A 17,002-nucleotide genomic window follows, 5' to 3' on the forward strand; every position below is an offset into this window, starting at 1 on the left:
AGGCTCCACCAGAGCCTGGGCTACCGCACGCCGGCTGAAGTCGAAACCGAATTTTGGGAACACCACCCCAGTCGAGAAATAATGGAAATCAAGGCACAAGCCTAGGAACAAAACCCGGGACACTTCAGTCTTGACGGGACTATTTTCCATTCCGATCACGGCAGCGTGTACACCTCACAAGCCTTTAGGAACTACTGCTCGTCGTTAGGTGTGCGCCAGTCCATGGGCGCAGTTGGAACGAGTGCCGATAATGCCCTGGCAGAATCCTATAACGCCACCTTAAAGCGGGAAGTGCTGCGTGATCGGAAAGTCTTTGACAACCCAATTAGCTGTCGTCAAGAGGTCTTCCGGTGGTGCATGCGCTACAACACGCGCAGGCGGCACTCCTGGTGCAATCTCGTAGCTCCTGATGTCTTTGAAGCCGAGACTTCGGCTATACTGACCACAGCAGCATAGCTAGCCCCCGATGTGTCCACTTTCCGGGGGTCGGGCCCATTCGTCGAGAAATGTCAGTAGAGATCTCCATACGTGACGTATTCAACCATCCAACGGTCCGAGAATTGTCCGACCTGATCGCCGACATCGTCGGCAGCGACGTAGAAGAAGGCGAAATTTAGAGTTCATGCCACACCTGTTTCGCTCACCTGACAAGCCACTTGCCCCCAACCCAGTGCTACGCACAAGCAGCCTAATCTGAAAGGAAACATCATGCCCAGTACTCCCCACACCACCCCGAAAGATGCAAAAGCAGGACGGCTGAACATCACCGACCTGATGAACATCGGCATCTTCTTCGTCATCAACTTGGTAGCCGGCGTGGTCATCGCCTTCATCGGCATCACCCCCATCACCTACGTGATGATCACCAGCGTTCAGGCCCTCATCCTGGGCATCCCGATGATGCTGTTCTTGGCCAAGGTGCACAAGCCCGGCATGGTCTTCATATTCCTTCTTCTCAGCGGCCTCGCCAGCCTGCTGCTTGGTTTAGGCATATGGCCACTGCTGCTCAGCTTGGTCATGGCCGTGTTTGCCGAGTTAATTTTGCGCGCCGGCAAGTATACGAGCGCAATACACAGTGTGATCGCCTATGCCTTTGTAGCAGTGTCACCCACCGCATCATATATTCCGCTTTTCTTCACCACTCGGCGCTACATAGAGAGCAGCGGCATGCAGACCAAATATGGTGCTAGTTTCGCGGATGGCCTCACCTCTATTGGCCAGATGACTTGGCTATTCCTCATCATTGTGATAGTAACCTTCGTCTGCGGGATCCTCGGCGGGATCCTCGGCCGGCGCATCTTCACCAAGCACTTCCAGCGAGCAGGAATCGCCTGATGTCGCCCACTTTGCCCGGATCAGGCACGCACACAGCGGGACTCCATCTGGACCCACGCACCACGGTGCTGGTCATCCTCGTGGTGTCCTCGGTGCTCATCTCACCGGCCGGGTCCAGTGGGGCGCTGGGCAGCACCGCCCGGTGGATGCTCATTGCCGTTCCCGGGGCACTTTTCCTCGCCTCCGGCATGGTGGCCGCTGCACTGCGATACGCACTCACCTTCGCGGTGCTCGCCGGCTTTCCTGCGGTGGTGGTACAGGCCCTGCCCGAGCGCCACATCATCGTGGACGTGTGCGCTACGTGGTTCGCAGGGCTTTCGCTCATCCTCCCTGGCATCACGTGCTGCTGGTACCTACTACGCACCGTCTCGGCCAGCGAATTCATGGCCGCGATGCAGCGCATGCGGAGCCCCGACGCCCTGACCATCCCCACGTCCATCATGTTCCGGTTCTTCCCGACGATTCTCGAGGAATACCGCGATATCCGCACCGCCATGCAGATGCGTGGCATCTCGGGCCTGCGCAACCCGATCGCTATGCTCGAATACCGCTTTGTGCCACTGTTGGCGTCCGTTGTGAGCATCGGCAACGAGCTGGCTATGTCTGCAGTGACCCGCGGATTGGGCTCGCCTCGCCGACGAACCACGCTGTGCGAGATAGGCTTCCGCGTAGGCGACGCAATAGTCATAAGCGTGCTCGTCGTGTCCCTGATCCTACTACTGGTAAATATAGTGATGCTGCCGTGATAAAGCTGCACGATGTGTCACTATCCTATGGTCAAAACACAGCGGAGCCGGTGCTGCACCACGTAAATCTCACCGTGGCGAAGGGCGAACTAGTTCTAGTGTGTGGCGAATCAGGCTGCGGTAAGTCCAGCCTGCTACGCCTGATAAACGGCGTGGCGCACACGTTCTGCGACGCCCAGATTTCGGGGGAGGTGCTGCTGGACGACGAAGACATCACTCATGCCCACCCACACGACATCGCCGAACGCGTAGGCTCAGTGTTCCAAAACCCCAAGTCGCAATTTTTCACGCTGGAAGTAGCCAGCGAACTCGCCTTTGGCTGCGAAAACCTCGGCGTGGCGCCCAACGAGATTCGACAGCGTATTGGGGAACTTTCCGCAGATTTCGGCATGGTTCATCTCCTCGACCGGCACCTGTTCACACTTTCCGGCGGCCAGAAACAAAAAATAGCATGCGCTTCAGTGGCCGCGATGCACCCACAGGTACTACTACTAGACGAACCATCATCAAATCTCGACCTCGCCGCCGTCGATGAGCTGCGCCGCATCGTCGCGCAGTGGAAGACACAGGGCCGCACCGTCCTGATCGCTGAGCATCGGCTTTCCTACCTAGTTGACATCGTGGACCGAGTGCTGGTTATGCAGGACGGGCAGATCGCTCATGATCTCAGCGGCTCGGAGTTTCGCACCCTAGACAAGGCCGAACTGTACCGCATGGGCTTGCGCTCAGCGCAGCAGGTCCCCGAGGTGACCCGCGAGCCACGCCCTTCAAGTGGCACGATGGTGCTCAAAAAGCTACAGTTCACCTACCCCAAGGCTACAGAGCCATCCCTGAGCATCAGCCACACGGAGTTGCCGCAAGGACAAGTCATCGGCGTGGTAGGACGCAACGGGGCCGGAAAATCTACCTTTGTGCGCGTTCTGACTGGCCTGGAATCTAAGGCCACCGGCGTGGTGGACATCAATAACCGCTCGCTCTCGGGTCCCCGGCAGCGCCTGCGCCAGTCCTATTTAGTAATGCAGGACGTAAACCACCAGCTTTTCGGGGAGAGCGTGGAGTCCGACGTAATCATCGGCACCAGTGGACCGGATGGGAAAAACGAAGCGCGCCTTACCGAGGTGCTTGGTGCACTTGATCTCGCGGACAAGCGGGCCCGGCACCCGATGTCGCTTTCGGGCGGCGAACGCCAGCGCGTGGCCATCGCCTCAGCAGTCCTAAGTGAGCGCGAGGTAATCGTCTTCGATGAACCCACCAGCGGGCTGGACCTGTGCCGCATGCACCGGGTGGCCCACCTGCTAGACGCCCTAGCCCGGCAGGGCAAGACCGTTTTGGTAGTAACCCATGACATGGAGCTGGTGGCGCGGTGCTGCGATCTTCTCCTGCGCGTGGAAAAAGGCCGCCTTACCGCCTGCGAACCGTGCGATGATCTCGCACTGGCGCGCACGGTGCGGTATCTACGCGGCCGCGACAGCTAGTCCCTACAGCTTCCAGCTGGTGGCGTCGCTCTTTTCACCCCAGAAGCTGCGGTAGCGTGGGGAACTCTCCATGAGTTCCTCGTGGTTGCCGATAGACTCCACGGTGCCGGAGGGACTCATCATCACAATCTGGTCCGCGTCGCGGATGGTGTGCAGCCGGTGCGCAATGACGACGATGGTGCGCTCGGCAGAAAGCGTTTTCATACCGCGCATCACAAGGTGCTCATTCTGCACGTCTAGAGAGCTAGTCGCCTCATCAAGCAGCACGATCCGCGCGTCCTTCAGTAGCGCACGAGCGATGGAGACACGCTGACGCTCACCACCGGAGAGATTCTGCCCGCCCTCGCTAATCAGGGTGTCAAACCCCTGCGGCAGCTGCCGGGCAATCTCGGTGACACCGGCCAACTCCGCTGCGCGGAGCACCTCCTCCCGCGTTGCATTGTGGCAGCCCAGGCGGATGTTTTCATACAGTGTGTCCTCGAAGAGGTACACGTATTGGAACACCATAGCCAGCGAATCCAACACCGCCCGGGAGCCAAGATCGGGAATATCCACACCACCGATACGGATGGTCCCCTGGTCAACGTCATAGAAGCGTGCCGCAAGTTTTAGCAAGGTGCTCTTGCCGCAGCCGCTGGGACCCACCAACGCAGTAGTAGTTCCGGGCGCCACGCGGAAACTCACGTCGCGGACCACTGGGGTGTTGGGTTCGTAGCCAAAGCCCACCCCATCGAACTCGATGCCATAGTCGCGTGGCGCCGCCGGAACCGCAGGCTCCGGCAACACCCGCGCATCGAGGATCTTTTGGATCTCATCTAAGGTATTGCGCGCGGATTCCAAGCCCTCGCCGTAGGGTATGCCCGACATAGCAACGCGAGCCAGGATGAACACCAACACAATGACGCCAATGTAGGTGCCTGCTTCTAGCCAGTGGTTGAGAAGTAGCACGGTGGCCAGGGCATCAATGACCACGGTACCGACCATGATGATTAAAGCCAGACGACCCATGATCATCTCACCTGTCTTCTGGGTGTGCTGCTGGGCGCTAAGCTGCTCTCGAATCGAGGCGCGCACGGCGCGCTCCCCCAGCGAATCCGGCCCAGCCATGCGCAGCACCGGCTGCACCTGGGCGAACTCCAGCACCTCCGCGGCGCCGTGCTCGTTGCGCTCGCCCTTCTGGCGCTCTGCCACGCGGTACTGCCGCATTAGGCGGTTATAGGCGAACCACACCACGGCAGCCACTGCAACGGTAACCAGCCCCAGCCGCCAGTCCACGGCGATGAGAAACACGCAAGCCAAACCGGCCGAGGCAGCACCGTGCAGCATGGGCCGCAGCATCATTGCCGGCGCGTTAGCGGCAAACAGCGCACCGCTGGTGGCTACAACACCGATCTGGCCGGCGCGATCTTCTTCAAAATAGCCCAGGGGTAGCTGTGCCGTGCGATCGGCGATAAGCCGGTGGATGCGCAGCACGTAATCATGCCCCAGGTCCTGGGCAATAACCTCAGTGGGCCAGTCTGCGGCGGCGTAGACGAGGACGGAGATAATGATCCAGGGCAACCATGCTGCGGCCTGCGCGGGATCTTCGCTAAACAGCGTGTCCAAAAACAGTGCAATGAGGATAAGGCCAATGGCCAACGCCACCGCGGAAATCCCAATTAGCGTAAGGACCAGCACCAGACGGCGACGATCAGCCGGACTGCCCAGTGAATAGAGCGTGCGGATCATTATTTTTCCTCCCCTTGGATGCCCGCCTGCGCGGTTTGGTAGCGTGCCCACATCGTGGCGTAGCCCTTGCCTGCCGCCACTAACTCTTCGTGAGTGCCTGCTTCGGTGACCTCACCGTTTTCCAGCATGAGGATCCGGTCAGCGCCGGTGATCGTGTGGAGCCGGTGTGCGATAACTACTAGCGTGCGCCCGGCCACCAGCTCGGTAATGGCCCGCTGGATCGCGGCCTCGGAGTCCGGATCCGCAAAAGCGGTGGCCTCATCCAACACGAGGATCGGCGCGTCGAGCAAGATGGACCGGGCAATAGCCAGCCGCTGCTGCTCGCCACCGGAAAGCTGCGCGTCCTCTCCCACCACCGAGTCGTAGCCGCGCGGCAGATGGGTAATGCGCTCATGAATCTGGGCGGCGCGGGCGGCGCGAACCACGTCTGCGTCGGTGGCCTCCGGGTGAGCGAGGCGAATGTTATCCCGCACGCTCATCCGCATAAGGTAAGGGTCCTGGAAGACGAACCCTACCCTACGGTAGAGCTGGTCAGATCGGAGATCAGTACTAGGGACGCCACCAATGCGCACCGACCCCTCCGTGGGGTCTAATAGCCGGGGGATGAGCGCGGCTAACGTGGACTTCCCCGAGCCGGAAGGTCCCACCACCGCAGTGATGCTGCCGGCGGTAAGTTTTTGGTTAATGCCGGAAAGCACCGGGGTGTCCGGCACGTAGGAGAAGCTTAAATCTTTCAACTCAATTCCGGCGTTTGCAGGCTCCCTGCCGCCAGCAGCGGGCGGCAATACCGGGATGTTGAAGAACTCGGTGAGATCCGCCGCGGCAGCCTTCGCCTCCGAAAACATGATGTTAGTGCGCGAAAGCATAAGCAGAGGCGCGGCGATGTTGTTGATGAACAAAAACGCTGCCAGCACATCGGCCACTGGTACGCCCGCAGACGTGATGAGCCACGGGCTGGCCGCGGCTACCACCAGCAGGCCAAACCCGGTGGAGGTGAAGATCTTCATCAAAGCGGTGGGGTGTACGGTGGCGTGCAACCACTCGCGATAGAACCCACCAAAACTCCGGGAACGACTAAGGAAAATGCTCTCGTCGTAGCCTTCCGGAACAAACACCTTGATAACCGGGATGCCGCGCACCAACTCTACGACGGCGGCGTCTAGCTGCTTCTGGCTGGACTTAAATTTCTCCGCCTTTTCTTGAAACTCGCGCATCATAAACGGCATGGTGGCCACTGCCAACAGCAGTGGTACCAGGCCCAGCAGGCCTATCCGCCAGTCCACCACGAACATGTATCCCAGGCTCAATAGCGGTACGAGTACACCGGCCGAATAATCGTGCGGCGCGTGGGCGATGAGCTGGTGGATCTTGGTGACGTCGTCTTCGATGTAGGTTTTCACAGTCCCCGAAGGTGTCCGCGTAAACCAAGACAGCGGGAGCCTACCCAGCTTGGTAATCTGCTGCTGGCGTAAGTGCTCGCCCAAAAGGCCGTCGGCCTGGTGGCTTACCTGGAGACTCTTCACGGTTGCCTGTCCATGTAGGACGGTGGCCACCATGAGCGCCGCGACTAGCAGCCACAGCTTTGACGCATCTATCGGCTCTCCCTGGAAGGACAGCATTACGGTGCGCACCAGCTCAACCAGCACGATTACCGGCACCAGCGACAAAACCGCCGCCAGCACCGCCAATAGCAGCGACACCGTGATCTGCCGGTGGGCAGGTTGAGATATTTGCCTAAATGTAATGGGTGGTTTTTGTTCGGTCATCGGGGCCTCTTTACTTAACAGTCACAATCACGCATTGTTCCGCGCTAACCAGGCAGTGTTCCCAGTAATTCCCGCTAGAAAACCGGCAAGCAGGTCGAGGAACTCGGTTCCAGTATCGAGCGGGAAGAAATGCCCACCCGGCAGGACCTTCAGTTCAAAACTACCGCTGGTAAAATTTTCCCACCGGGAAAGCATCTCTGGGCTGACAGCTGGGTCGCTATCCCCCGCCAATGCCAGCACAGGAGAGCGAAGCACCGTGGTTGCATGGTGAAAGCCCTCGTGTAACACATAATCGCGACGAATGTCAGCGAGCAGCAGCTTCATCACATCATCATTGGCAAGGATCTCAGGTGGTGTGCCACCTACCTTCTCAAACTCCCTGCGCAGCGCACCGAACCCCATTGACGAGTGGTATTCCCCAGGCACGGTTTCTCCGGGCGCCTGCCGTGCGGCCACCACCACGGCTTCCGGTATAGTGGGCCGATGCATCTGCTGCAGGCAGGCAGCAACCTGGTAGGCCAGCGCTGCCCCCATGGAGTGGCCGTACAACGCAATCGGCGCGCCCGCCGCCAGATCTACTATCTCGGTTGCGCACATATCGGCGAGCTTGTCAAAGTCGCTTACCCATTTCTCTCGGCGACGGGTTGCCTTTCCGGGAAGCTCCACCGGCACCACGTCAATGCTTGGGTTGACCCCCACCCATCCACGATAGACGGAAGCGCTGCCTCCTGCGTGATGGAAGCAAAACAAGAGGGTTCCAGTGCGATGTCCGGCCACAAACGGAAAGACTCCCTCGCAGCTGATTTCTGTCATTTTTCGCCTTTCGCTAGGTCGGACTGATTAAGCACGATTTCTACTGCTGCGACGGTACCCGGGTCTGTGGCAAGCAACTCGGGCATCCTGCGGGCTGCGGAGTCGTATGCTCCACTTACCAAATCGGCAATTCCGGCGGCCAGGGACTGGGCACTCAGTTCGCCTCGCTGGGCGTCAATATAGTTCGGCCCGGCACCGTTTCGACAAACTGCGTTGGCATGGAAGTGTTGGTCACCACCGAATGCAACCGCAAGGCACGGCTTGCCGGCGCGCAGGATCGCCCCGGTGGTGCCCAGTGAGCCGTGGCAGATGCCTGCACGGCACCACGGAAGCACAGTCGCGAACGGGACCCGGGCGACGGTGAGGATTCCTTCTCTCACACCAGGCTCATGATCGGGATCGACGATTATCGCCCGCAGACCATGCTCGATGCACGCGTCTCGAGTCCATCGTTGAAGGTCATAAACGCGATCTGAGACCATACTCCCAAAGCTTGCCAGAACCGGGGCCGAGCCGGCAGCCACAAACTCCTCGACTGCTGGGTCTAGGGCGAGTTCACTGTGGTGCGGGTCAAGCCACTCGCCAGTGACGTGAATGTGGTTTTTCCATTCCGGCGCCGGCGGACTCAACGCGGGACTGAATTGGTAGATCGTGGTTGGTGGAGAGGAGAGCGCTCGCTGACGCAGCCCCAACCTACGGCGCCATGCCGCTATCACTGGGCGCATCGCCCAAGCCATCAGAGTATTGGACATCCAGTGGGTGACCAGAGCTCCGACAGAGCCGTCCAGTTTTCGCGGATCCACGAGGCTGTAACGGAGGCAGGGTTCGGTAGGGAAAACCTGCACCCGAACGCTGGGGACTCCGCGTGCAGCCCCTAACAACCGAGCAACTTCACTGAATTGGGTGTACATGACCACGTCAACGCCATCCATGGCATGCTCTAACACATCGAAAACGTGGGCGTCAGATATCATCTCACGGATACCTAAGACAGTGTCCATCATGCCTTTACTATCGCCCAAAAGGCGCTTCATTAACGCCCGGTAATCACCGGGTAACTCGATGTAGTCCACCCCGTTTGCACGAAAACTCCCGCCGAATTCGCTAAACCCAGCCAAAACAAACTGGTGGCCACGATCTCGAAGTGCGACACCAAGGTGCGCAAATGGCAGCATATCACCCTCAGAACCCAGGACGACCGCGAGAACTTTCACAGCCGTCTCAATCCGTAATCCAACTAGGCCACTCAGGAACCCAAGACTCCCCCATGAGCTTATCTTCCGGGCCAATATCACGAATGACTCGGCACGGATTACCGGCTGCGAGTACCATGGGCGGAATATCTCTTGTCACAACACTGCCAGCACCAATTACTGCACCATGCCCAATCGTGACACCCGCAGTTACCGTGCAATTGCCACCAAGCCACACATGGTCTTGTATGGTGATCGCACCCCCGGTACACACCATGTATTGCCGCTCTACGGGGTCTAAGGCGTGATTGCCAGCAAAGAAGGAACACCATGGACCAACCATGACCTCATTGCCAAATGTCACCGGGGCCATATCAAGTACCGTCGTTCCTCGATTGAAGGTCACGCCATCTCCGACCTTGATTTTCGAGCCATATTGGACATGAAATGGCAGGAAAACCATTAAGCGCTCCCCCAGTTCACCAAGCAGGTCTGCCATCACTGCCTGCTTCTCCGCTGTTTGAAGTGGACGAAGCTGGTTGAGATCGTGACACTTCTCCGCCGCCTCCATCATCTCGTAATAGAGATCCGGGTCCTCAATAGGGCGGAAGGGCTGACCGCAGAGAATCTTATCTTCGATTTGCTCTCGAGAATCCATGGATACTCCTTTGTGCTTGAGAGGCGCGAGCCACAATACGAATTACGGTCAGCCACGCGGTTTGACCCTGACTAGTCGGAATACCCAGATTCTTAGCTCACACTTGGTGGCTTACAGGCCTTCGACTTAATTGTCAAGCATGCCATGCCTAATTATGGTATGCTCAACTTTGCAGCAACCTGCAGCGTCGCCGCCGATCAGCCGACCTGTGCAGCCCTCTCCTGCGGGGCGCTGTGCACGACCCGGTGCCGCTAGACATACATCATTTTCTAAGGATTAGTTGGCACTACCCCAGGCGCTTGCTCCGTGGACCACAATCCATCGTTCGCGGGCAATAATCGGTTTTCCTTCTGCGGTAGGAGAATCGGTGCGCCGTCTAATAGACCGTTGACGTATATCCAGGGATGAATCATGAAAGAAAACCCCACCACGGCAACCGCTAGCGGTGACCCCAGCGCCACCGCAGTCCCCTCAACCAGCGCCCACGCAAAAGGCCGCGACCTGGTGCTTGATGTCCAAGATCTGCGATGTAGCCTGGGAAAAGTCAAGAAGCGAACGGAAATCCTGCGCGGTGTGACCCTCGCCATTCCGCGCGGGGGCATCCTCGCCGTCCTAGGCGCCAATGGTGCCGGCAAGACAACCTTGGTCAATGTCCTTTCCACGCTGCTGCCCGCCACGGGCGGAACCGCCATCATCGATGGCCACAACTTAGCCACGGATCCTTCCAAGGTGCGCGCTTCCATCGCGCTGACCGGGCAATACGCCGCAGTGGATGAGGAGCTTACCGGCAAGGAAAACCTCATCTTCTTTGGCCGCCTGGCAGGGCTTAAAGCTAGCGATGCGAAGGCCCGCGCCGCGGAACTTCTTGAGCGCTTCGATCTGGTTGGCGCCGCCGACCGCCTGGTTTCGGCATACTCGGGCGGCATGCGCCGGCGGTTAGATATCGCCGCCTCCCTCACTGTCCCGCCCGCGCTGCTGTTCCTCGACGAGCCGACCACGGGCCTCGACCCCGCCGCGCGCAGCTCCGTGTGGGATACCGTCCGCGGGCTGGCGGCCGACGGCACCTCGATCCTGCTTACTACCCAATACCTGGAAGAAGCTGACCAGCTCGCAGACCGCGTCGCCGTGCTCGCCGGAGGCAAGGTGCTCGACGAAGGCACCCCCGCCGAGCTCAAGGACCGCTATGGCACCACGGTGTGCCTCATCACGATGTCTAGCCCGGACGATGCCGCACGCCTCACCCACACCTTGCAAGAACACCGCATCGACTGCCGCCAAGAGGACACCGTATTGCGCGTCGATGCGCCCGATGGCCACCGCACCCTAGTCCGGGCGCTGGCCTTGTGGGATGGCGACGACACCTCGGTCGCGGACGTCTCCTTGGTTCCGCCCTCCTTGGACGATGTCTACTTCGCTATCGCCGGGTCCGGCGACATCGCGCAGCAGGCTCCCCACACCGGTGGAGGCTCCCAGTGAACGCGCTCGGAGCAGTCGCTGCCTCGTGGCACCGCAATGTCCTGCGCACCGTCCGCAACAAGGCCGTAATGGTTTCCGCCGTGGCAATACCCAGCCTGTTCATGGTCATCTTTTACGCCACCTTCGCCAAGGCTTCGACGGAACTCGGCATCGATTACGCCGCCTTCCTCCTGCCCGCCGGCGTTATTCAGGCGATTGTGTTCGCCGCCGGGGGCTCCTCCTTGGCGATTACGCGTGACGCCGAAAACGGCATCCACGACCGCATCCGCGCCACCGGGACGCCCGCCTGGGCCACGGTCGTCGGCCGGCTGCTGGCAGATCTCACCCGCGCCGCGTGGTCGTGCAGCATCGTCGTCCTCACCACGATCCTGCTCGGTGCCCGCTACGCTGCCGGACCGGGTCGTATTATCCTTACCATCGCCCTTTTCGCCGCCCTCACCATCATCCTCTCCGCGTTTATCGATGGCTCCTGCCTGTTGGCCCCCAAGCCCACCTCGGCGTCCTTGCTCTTCCAAAACCTCGTGCTGGTCATGGTGATGTTCTCCACCGCATTCGTGCCTGCGGATGCGCTGCCCGGCGGCATTGGCCCCATCATCCGGCACGTACCGCTATCTCCCATCTTGGACACCGCCCGCAACCTACTAGGTGGCGCTGCCCTGGGGGCGCGCGGAGTCGAAGCACTGTGCTGGCTCATCGCCATGACCGTCGTTGGCGTATGGGGCTTTATCACCGCTTTCCAGGGGAGGAAACATGACTAACCACACCACCGCCACCGTGTCGCACGACACCACCTGGCTGTCCACTGTCGCCACGCATTTTGGAAGGCACCTGCACGCCGCCCGCCGCGATAGCGCGGTAATTACCAATACCGTGGCTGGTCCCGTTTTGATGTTCCTGGTCATGCGGTGGCTGTTTGGCGACCTCATGGCGGCCTCGCAAGGCTCTGCCACGCTCGACGCGTTACCGCTTACCATCGCGCTCATCCTTTCCAGCGAACTGATGAATGGCACCTCCGCCGCCGCGCAGATAATTAAGGAACGCCAACGCGGTATCACCACCCGCATCGCGACCACGCGCTACGGCACCAGCCCGGAGATCTTCGGCCGCTGGTGTTTCGATTCCTTACGCAGCCTTATCTCCGGCTGCGCGGTGCTGCTGGCTTCCGTGGCTTCTGGCCTGCGTATTCACACGCTGGCCGGGTTTGGCTGGGTGCTGTTAGTCATCATCTTCGGCGCGGTGGTGGCCGCCTCGCTATCGGCCATGGTGGGCGCGATGTGCGCCACCCCGGAGGCCGCCATTGGCCCGGCCCCCATCATCATGGCGGCCATGGCACTTAACGGCGGCCTCGTGCCCGTGGAGCAATTCGCTGGTGTGGTTCAACCCATCGCCCGGTGGAATCCGCTTACCTTCGCCGCCCGCGCCGGCGCCGCCATCGACGGCACGCCAAGCGCCGAAATCCTTGCCACCGGCCAGCCCGGCACCGCAGTCTGGGCTTTCGTGGCCTGGATGGTAGCACTCACCGTAGTGCTGCTAGCCGCCGCAGCTGCGTTCCGCCGCCCCACCATGTCGTAAATAGCGCCGGTTAGCGCGACAGTGCTACTTGTCGCGCGGCGGCGTCCCCAGCGGCGCGGTAGCGCTACTTGCCGCGCAGGGCGCGCCGCCGCGATAAAGAGCTGCGAATCTTTACCCGCGGCCGCGCTAAGGCGGGTAGTGTCGCCGCCGGTTACCGGCAACCAGGCGGCCTCGCCCGGGGCTAGCTCCAGGTCGTTTACCGTGACCACACCAGAAGTAGCCAGGGCGATGGCCGGTCCGGGAAGCTGCGTGGAAACCGTGGTGCCGGCGGGCAAATCGTAGCGGGTCACCGCAAACTCCTGCACCGGCAGCGGGTACTCTACTACCGTCGCGGTGTTGGGCGCGGCATCGGCAACAGCGGCGCTCTCCGCGCCTGCACCATCGCCCAGGGAGGTGTTCCTATATAGTTTGTCAATTCCGTGGGTGAGTTTGTTGGGGGGTGTGAAGGGTTTCTGCTTTTCCTTGTGGATGTTGTTTTCGGGCACGGTGAGGAGCCGATTGGGCTTGCTGTGCAATCGGCTTGAGGTGAGGGTCTGTTGGTTCTAGGCTGCTGCGGCCTCCTGGACTGTGGAGATGTCTCGGTAGAGCTCGCCGTTTCGCATCATGGCGAAGAGAACGTTGAGGCGCCGGCGTGCGAGTGCGCCGACTGCGGCGTTGTGTCTTTTGCCTTCTTTGCGTTTTCGTTCATAGAATTGCCGGGAACGCTCGCGGAATCTGATCGATGCAAAAGACGATTGCCATAGGGCGTTCTTTAATTTTTTGTTGCCAGCCCGGTTAGGCGAATTCGACATGATAGACGTTCCTGACTGATTCGTCCGCGGTGATAGCCCTGCATAGGATGCTAGGTGCGCTGCATCGGGGAAGTCGGACATATCGCCAACAGTCATGAGGATCTGCGCTGCGCTACGCGGGCCGATACCAGGCATGGATAAAAGAATCTCGGTCTGCGGAATGTCCTGAATCAGCTTGAGTACCTGCGCTTCGATTTCTTTACGATGCTCGAGTTTGGTTAGTGCATCTGTGGCGGACATTGCTACGCCAAGTTCGGCGTATTCTGCGCCGGCAATGGATACGGTCTGTTCGTGGATGGCAGCAAGCATGGCATCGATGACAGGCTCAGGGGACCTGACCCCCATGTGGTGGACACCTGATATCCAGCCCAGTCGAGCTGGGAAGAAAGGTAATCTACCACCATGTCCAGGTACTCCGAACAGTTCAAACGCGATGCCGTAGCCCTCTATGAGAACAACGAGGATCTCTCGCTGAACTCAGCATCAGCTGAGCTCGGTATCAACCGTGCCTCGCTACATTCTTGGGTCAAAAAGTACGGCACTGGCAAACGTGCCCGCACGAAGGCCGTGCACGATCAAGCCCAAGCGGCGAATGATTCTGCGCGAATCCGTCAGCTGGAAAAAGAAGTCTCTAAGCTGCGCGAAGAACGCGACATCCTGCGTAAGGCCGCGAAATATTTTGCCGAAGAGACTCACTGGTGATCCGCTTCCAGTTTGTCGATGACCACCGAACCGAGTACTCGGTTAAGCGGATGTGCGATGTGTTAAAGCTGAATCGTTCCTCGTTTTACAAGTGGGTGAGCACCCGTAAAAAACGCAGGTTAAAGATGTATTCTGATGCCGTTATTGGTGCAAGAATCAAGACCATCTTCGATGATAAGCACGGGCTTTATGGTGCTAAACGCATCGCCGCAAGCCTCAAGGAGGACACGACGTATATCCCGATCAATCACAAGAAAGTTGCACGCATCATGAAATCCATGGGGTTAAAAGGCTTTAGCAAACGGCGTCGATGCATTACTACCAGGCGTAAGCCTGGTCACCGTGTCATGCCAGATCTAGTAGGCCGCAAGTTCACAGCTGGCGAGCCAAATCGTGTGTATGTCGGTGACATTACTTACCTGCCGTGTAGGGGAGGCAAAAACATGTACCTTGCCACAGTCATTGACACGTATTCACGTAAACTTGCAGGTTATGCACTCGCAGACCATATGCGGGTCTCACTGGTTATCGATGCTCTAGCCCACGCACACGGCGTGCGCGGCAGGACCTGACCCCCATGTGGTGGACACCTGATATCCAGCCCAGTCGAGCTGGGAAGAAAGGTAATCTACCACCATGTCCAGGTACTCCGAACAGTTCAAACGCGATGCCGTAGCCCTCTATGAGAACAACGAGGATCTCTCGCTGAACTCAGCATCAGCTGAGCTCGGTATCAACCGTGCCTCGCTACATTCTTGGGTCAAAAAGTACGGCACTGGCAAACGTGCCCGCACGAAGGCCGTGCACGATCAAGCCCAAGCGGCGAATGATTCTGCGCGAATCCGTCAGCTGGAAAAAGAAGTCTCTAAGCTGCGCGAAGAACGCGACATCCTGCGTAAGGCCGCGAAATATTTTGCCGAAGAGACTCACTGGTGATCCGCTTCCAGTTTGTCGATGACCACCGAACCGAGTACTCGGTTAAGCGGATGTGCGATGTGTTAAAGCTGAATCGTTCCTCGTTTTACAAGTGGGTGAGCACCCGTAAAAAACGCAGGTTAAAGATGTATTCTGATGCCGTTATTGGTGCAAGAATCAAGACCATCTTCGATGATAAGCACGGGCTTTATGGTGCTAAACGCATCGCCGCAAGCCTCAAGGAGGACACGACGTATATCCCGATCAATCACAAGAAAGTTGCACGCATCATGAAATCCATGGGGTTAAAAGGCTTTAGCAAACGGCGTCGATGCATTACTACCAGGCGTAAGCCTGGTCACCGTGTCATGCCAGATCTAGTAGGCCGCAAGTTCACAGCTGGCGAGCCAAATCGTGTGTATGTCGGTGACATTACTTACCTGCCGTGTAGGGGAGGCAAAAACATGTACCTTGCCACAGTCATTGACACGTATTCACGTAAACTTGCAGGTTATGCACTCGCAGACCACATGCGGGTCTCACTAGTTATCGATGCTCTAGCCCACGCACACGGCGTGCGCGGCAGTCTTGACGGGACTATTTTCCATTCCGATCACGGCAGCGTGTACACCTCACAAGCCTTTAGGAACTACTGCTCGTCGTTAGGTGTGCGCCAGTCCATGGGCGCAGTTGGAACGAGTGCCGATAATGCCCTGGCAGAATCCTTTAACGCCACCTTAAAGCGGGAAGTGCTGCGTGATCGGAAAGTCTTTGACAACCCAATTAGCTGTCGTCAAGAGGTCTTCCGGTGGTGCATGCGCTACAACACGCGCAGGCGGCACTCCTGGTGCAATCTCGTAGCTCCTGATGTCTTTGAAGCCGAGACTTCGGCTATACTGACCACAGCAGCATAGCTAGCCCCCGATGTGTCCACTTTCCGGGGGTCGGGCCCTTCAATCCTTCCCTAGCAGAGATAGGAAATAAACCCAGGACTCTTCACAGTGTGTAGGAGTCCTCAACTACCGAAAACCCTCGACAGCAAACGGTGATACATCGACACGTCCTCCGGGTTCGTCGATGGAACAATCCGCGACCTGCTCGTCGACTGAGCATCTACGCTTGGCAGAACCACCGTATCTTGCGGCAAATCGACCGCAGCTGCCCCCACCTTGACAACAGTCACCTTCCTGGACTGTGCCAGCTCCGTCAGGTGGTGACCCGGCTGGTACAGCCACCCATGCTGTTCATGGTGTCTATCAGCCACCAACAGCACATGATCCGCCATAGCTGTGCCCGCGGCAATGGTCTCCCCGGCACATGTATAAGGCAAGTTCACCACAACAATTGGCCACCTGTGCTGAGCACGACTAACCACAGTGTCTAGTACATCAGCAGCCATCTGCCCCTGAGTACCTTGCGAAGCCGTCAACAGCGGAACTGCCCCGGAACTATCCGCAAAGTTCTCCATCTTCTTGCGGGTCAGATCCAGCGGTTCCGTCGCCGCCAGCCCAAGAACGTCCCCCGCTGCCCACGCCCCCAACGGTCCTCGCATTGGCTGAGCTTGCACATCTGCGTCCAGAACTACCATCGGTAGTTCAGAAACCTCTTCGGCAATCATGGAAACCAAAGCGGTCACAGGCGAAGTCAGCATACGGTTGTCAATGGAAGCCACCGCAATAACCATCGGCCTAGATGTGTCAACTAAAGAAGACCTCCGCGCCTGTGCAACCCGCGAAGCCCACACTGCCCTGCCGAAAACGCTACGCCCCGAGACCAGCGAGCCCGAACCTCCACTTCGTGCAGCGTTAGCTACCTTTGGGGAATTCATCTAG

At 58.9% G+C, this 17,002-nt stretch carries 16 protein-coding genes and 2 pseudogenes; 11 read left to right on the plus strand and 7 right to left on the minus strand.

Annotation, left to right across the window (positions count from 1 at the left end; genetic code table 11):
* Positions 1-126: 126 nt before the first annotated feature.
* From ACUY2T_RS06935 to ACUY2T_RS06955, 5 genes and pseudogenes are all read left to right on the plus strand, one after another.
* A pseudogene (locus ACUY2T_RS06935) lies at positions 127-456 on the plus strand (transposase); the annotation flags it as partial.
* Positions 457-506: 50 nt separating this feature from the next.
* Positions 507-617, plus strand: a complete 111-nt coding sequence (locus ACUY2T_RS06940) for a hypothetical protein (RefSeq protein WP_155270010.1) — start codon at positions 507-509, stop codon at positions 615-617.
* 91 nt (positions 618-708) lie between these two features.
* Positions 709-1,335, plus strand: coding sequence for an MptD family putative ECF transporter S component (locus ACUY2T_RS06945; RefSeq protein WP_034970325.1), 627 nt, complete (start codon positions 709-711; stop codon positions 1,333-1,335).
* The gene (locus ACUY2T_RS06950) at positions 1,335-2,081 is read left to right on the plus strand and encodes an energy-coupling factor transporter transmembrane component T (RefSeq protein WP_014303365.1); all 747 of its coding nucleotides are present in this window, start codon (positions 1,335-1,337) and stop codon (positions 2,079-2,081) included. The genes ACUY2T_RS06945 and ACUY2T_RS06950 overlap by 1 nt, the downstream gene beginning before the upstream one ends.
* Entirely contained in the window at positions 2,078-3,556 is a 1,479-nt protein-coding gene (locus ACUY2T_RS06955; RefSeq protein ID WP_014303364.1) for an ABC transporter ATP-binding protein, read from the plus strand. Before ACUY2T_RS06950 ends, ACUY2T_RS06955 begins: the two co-directional genes overlap by 4 nt.
* 3 nt (positions 3,557-3,559) lie before the next feature.
* On the opposite strand, the gene ACUY2T_RS06960 is transcribed toward ACUY2T_RS06955, so the two are convergent.
* The 5 genes from ACUY2T_RS06960 to ACUY2T_RS06980 form a co-directional block, all read right to left on the minus strand.
* Positions 3,560-5,284 carry an ABC transporter ATP-binding protein gene (locus tag ACUY2T_RS06960; protein WP_448308056.1) on the minus strand — a complete coding sequence of 575 codons (1,725 nt, stop codon included), beginning with the start codon at positions 5,282-5,284 and terminating at the stop codon, positions 3,560-3,562.
* A complete protein-coding gene (locus tag ACUY2T_RS06965) occupies positions 5,284-7,050 on the minus strand; it encodes an ABC transporter ATP-binding protein (RefSeq protein ID WP_034970331.1) in 1,767 nt (588 codons plus the stop codon). The genes ACUY2T_RS06960 and ACUY2T_RS06965 overlap by 1 nt, the downstream gene beginning before the upstream one ends.
* Before the next feature lie 27 nt (positions 7,051-7,077).
* Positions 7,078-7,863 (minus strand): thioesterase II family protein, encoded by a 786-nt coding sequence (locus tag ACUY2T_RS06970; RefSeq protein WP_023018093.1) that lies wholly within the window; start codon positions 7,861-7,863, stop codon positions 7,078-7,080.
* Positions 7,860-8,897, minus strand: coding sequence for a glycosyltransferase (locus ACUY2T_RS06975; RefSeq protein WP_257157328.1), 1,038 nt, complete (start codon positions 8,895-8,897; stop codon positions 7,860-7,862). Before ACUY2T_RS06975 ends, ACUY2T_RS06970 begins: the two co-directional genes overlap by 4 nt.
* A 187-nt stretch (positions 8,898-9,084) precedes the next feature.
* Positions 9,085-9,714 (minus strand): sugar O-acetyltransferase, encoded by a 630-nt coding sequence (locus ACUY2T_RS06980; protein ID WP_014303359.1) that lies wholly within the window; start codon positions 9,712-9,714, stop codon positions 9,085-9,087.
* 411 nt (positions 9,715-10,125) lie between these two features.
* On the opposite strand from ACUY2T_RS06980, the gene ACUY2T_RS06985 reads away from it, so the two are divergent.
* Genes ACUY2T_RS06985 through ACUY2T_RS06995 form a run of 3 tightly spaced genes read left to right on the plus strand, consistent with a single transcriptional unit; the run spans position 10,126 to position 12,762 of the window.
* The gene (locus ACUY2T_RS06985; protein ID WP_014303358.1) at positions 10,126-11,190 is read left to right on the plus strand and encodes an ATP-binding cassette domain-containing protein; all 1,065 of its coding nucleotides are present in this window, start codon (positions 10,126-10,128) and stop codon (positions 11,188-11,190) included.
* Positions 11,187-11,948 carry an ABC transporter permease gene (locus tag ACUY2T_RS06990; protein WP_014303357.1) on the plus strand — a complete coding sequence of 254 codons (762 nt, stop codon included), beginning with the start codon at positions 11,187-11,189 and terminating at the stop codon, positions 11,946-11,948. The genes ACUY2T_RS06985 and ACUY2T_RS06990 overlap by 4 nt, the downstream gene beginning before the upstream one ends.
* The gene (locus tag ACUY2T_RS06995; protein ID WP_187401710.1) at positions 11,941-12,762 is read left to right on the plus strand and encodes an ABC transporter permease; all 822 of its coding nucleotides are present in this window, start codon (positions 11,941-11,943) and stop codon (positions 12,760-12,762) included. Before ACUY2T_RS06990 ends, ACUY2T_RS06995 begins: the two co-directional genes overlap by 8 nt.
* Before the next feature lie 542 nt (positions 12,763-13,304).
* On the opposite strand, the pseudogene ACUY2T_RS07000 reads toward ACUY2T_RS06995, so the two are convergent.
* Positions 13,305-13,889 (minus strand): annotated as a pseudogene (locus ACUY2T_RS07000) (transposase); the annotation flags it as partial.
* Between the two features lie 66 nt (positions 13,890-13,955).
* On the opposite strand from ACUY2T_RS07000, the gene ACUY2T_RS07005 reads away from it, so the two are divergent.
* The 3 genes from ACUY2T_RS07005 to ACUY2T_RS07015 all read left to right on the plus strand — a co-directional run bounded on the left by ACUY2T_RS07005 (position 13,956) and on the right by ACUY2T_RS07015 (position 16,084).
* On the plus strand, positions 13,956-14,255 hold the full coding sequence (locus ACUY2T_RS07005) for an IS3 family transposase (RefSeq protein ID WP_023028776.1): 300 nt from the start codon (positions 13,956-13,958) through the stop codon (positions 14,253-14,255).
* On the plus strand, positions 14,252-14,827 hold the full coding sequence (locus ACUY2T_RS07010; RefSeq protein WP_448308057.1) for an IS3 family transposase: 576 nt from the start codon (positions 14,252-14,254) through the stop codon (positions 14,825-14,827). The genes ACUY2T_RS07005 and ACUY2T_RS07010 overlap by 4 nt, the downstream gene beginning before the upstream one ends.
* A 64-nt stretch (positions 14,828-14,891) precedes the next feature.
* Positions 14,892-16,084, plus strand: a protein-coding gene (locus tag ACUY2T_RS07015; protein ID WP_269955045.1) for an IS3 family transposase whose coding sequence is annotated in 2 segments (ribosomal slippage) — positions 14,892-15,171 and positions 15,171-16,084 — 1,194 coding nt in all. Because the reading frame shifts where the segments join, the coding sequence is not laid out codon by codon here.
* Between the two features lie 101 nt (positions 16,085-16,185).
* Here the strand turns inward: ACUY2T_RS07015 and ACUY2T_RS07020 are convergent.
* Complete coding sequence (locus ACUY2T_RS07020; RefSeq protein WP_448308058.1) at positions 16,186-16,998, minus strand: hypothetical protein; 813 nt, start codon at positions 16,996-16,998, stop codon at positions 16,186-16,188.
* Positions 16,999-17,002: the final 4 nt, after the last annotated feature.

The organism is Corynebacterium sp. 22-2729 (assembly GCF_053479475.1).